The 1,761-nt window shown below is 72.2% G+C and carries 2 protein-coding genes; both read right to left on the bottom strand.

Annotated elements, in window-relative coordinates; translation table 11 throughout:
• Nucleotides 1-43: 43 nt before the first annotated feature.
• Nucleotides 44-502: a hypothetical protein gene (locus tag ACWEVN_RS47815; RefSeq protein ID WP_452055707.1), complete on the bottom strand. Its 459-nt coding sequence runs from the start codon at nt 500-502 to the stop codon at nt 44-46.
• Between the two features lie 258 nt (nt 503-760).
• Nucleotides 761-1,273 carry a single-stranded DNA-binding protein gene (locus ACWEVN_RS47810; RefSeq protein WP_452055706.1) on the bottom strand — a complete coding sequence of 171 codons (513 nt, stop codon included), beginning with the start codon at nt 1,271-1,273 and terminating at the stop codon, nt 761-763.
• Between the last annotated feature and the right edge of the window lie 488 nt (nt 1,274-1,761).

Here is a 1,761-nt window from a genome sequence, read left to right as displayed (position 1 = left end):
TGGCACCGTTAGGTGCCAGCGCCCCTCTCGTGGTGTCGGCAGGTCAGCGCGTCGCGATCGGCTGGTCGGCCTGCTGCTGGGCGAGACGCCGGGCTCGGCGGGCCAAGGTGGCGCGCTTGCGGCGCTGGTAGTGGACGATCATCGCGGCGATGCCGCAGCAGAACGCGATTCCGAAGGCCCACTGGCTGGCGGTGCCGCCTTCAATTGCGCCGGGGAAGTGCCCGATGAACAGGTAGCCGGGCAGGGTGACGGCGCCGAGGATGGCGCCGTGGCGGTAGCGGTGGGCGAGTTTCGGCTTGATGCGGTTGCGGCTGAGGTAGGCGACGACGCAGCCGAGGAGCGCGCCGAAGAGCACGGCGCCGGGGAGGGCCAGCAGGCCGGCGGGGTCGGTGAAGGGTGTGACGAGGAGTCCGATGTAGCCGAAGGGCTGGATGCCGAGGTAGAAGCCGGTGCCTCCGGCGAGGACGAGCCCGGGGATCGTGACGCCGTAACGAATGCTCATGTTCCGAGAGTAAAGCGATTCTCCTACCCCAAAGGGTGATTTCTGGACCAGGGCGCGCGCCATCCGGTTGCGCGCGACACGGCGCTTCGTCGGTGCATTCGATCGGGTGGACGGCATGGTGTTGGGGGCGGCGCGCATGGTGGCCTCCGGGGTGCGGTGGCGGGGCATGAGAGAAGGCCAGGGCCAGCGTCAGGCTGGCCCCGGCCCTTGGGGTGGTGCCCGGCCGGAGGGGAAGGTCCGGCCGGACACCGGGCTTCATCAGAACGGCGGCTCGTCACTGAACCCGCCGCCGGCGGTCGCGCCGACCAGTTCGCGCTCGGCGGCCGGGCCCCACGGGTCGTCGGCCGGGGCCGCGCCGGTGTGGGTGCTGGAGCCGCGGTCCGAGTTGGCGTTCGCGGTGGCGTTCTTCGCGTTCTTGGTGACCGTGGTGGTGGCGTAGCGCAGCGACGGGCCGATCTCGTCGACGGTCAGCTCGATGACAGTGCGCTTGTCGCCTTCCTTGGTCTGGAACGAGCGCTGCTTGAGGCGGCCCTGGACGACGACGCGGGCGCCGCGGGTCAGGGACTCGGCGACGTTCTCGGCCGCCTGGCGCCAGATGGTGCAGCGCATGAACAGTGCCTCGCCGTCCTCCCATTCGCTGGTGGCGCGGTTGAAGGTGCGCGGGGTGGAGGCGACGGTGAAGTTCGCGACCGGCGTGCCGGTGGCGGTGAAGCGCAGTTCGGGGTCGGAGGTGAGGTTGCCGCAGAGGGTGATGATGGTGTCGCCGGCCATGGTGGCCTCCCTGGTGCTCGTTGGGGTGTGGAACGCGGCGCAGCCTCAGCACGCGGCGGCCGGGGGTCGCCGTGAGGCGACGTCCCCGGCCCGGCTCATCCGCCCGCGCGTGAACCAGCCCGCTGCTGGACCGGCATCGGAGTTCGGCAGGGTGGGGGGCTGGTTCGCCCGGGCGGATCGGGCCGGGCTTCGGGGACGCACTGCCCCCGGCCGGGGTGTGCTTACCTTCGGGCGATCCACGTCCCGGCGAGCCGGGCGAGGCCACTTCCGATGACACTCACCCGCCGGCGCGCCATCACCTGCGGCGATCCCGAGCACTGGGGCAGGAGTTCGGTCTGCGGGCTGCTGCCTCACCTGTGGCCACTTCGTCGAGTGGCGCTTAACCGGACGCTGAGTCCGCTCACGGCGTAAGCCGAGCTCCCGAGTACCGTGGCGGGGGGGGGGCGGGCGGGGGGGGGGGCGGCGGCCGGGGGCGCGGGGCCGGCGCG

It is taken from the genome of Amycolatopsis sp. NPDC003861 (genome assembly GCF_053605405.1).
Note: the sequence above shows the minus strand (reverse complement) of the source record. Positions and strands in the feature narration are given on the sequence as shown.

Bases quoted from the DNA above. Each gene is read 5' to 3' on its own strand.
- ACWEVN_RS47815 (WP_452055707.1), bottom strand. From the start codon at position 502: ATGAGCATTCGTTACGGCGTCACGATCCCCGGGCTCGTCCTCGCCGGA.
- ACWEVN_RS47810 (WP_452055706.1), bottom strand. From the start codon at position 1,273: ATGGCCGGCGACACCATCATCACCCTCTGCGGCAACCTCACCTCCGAC.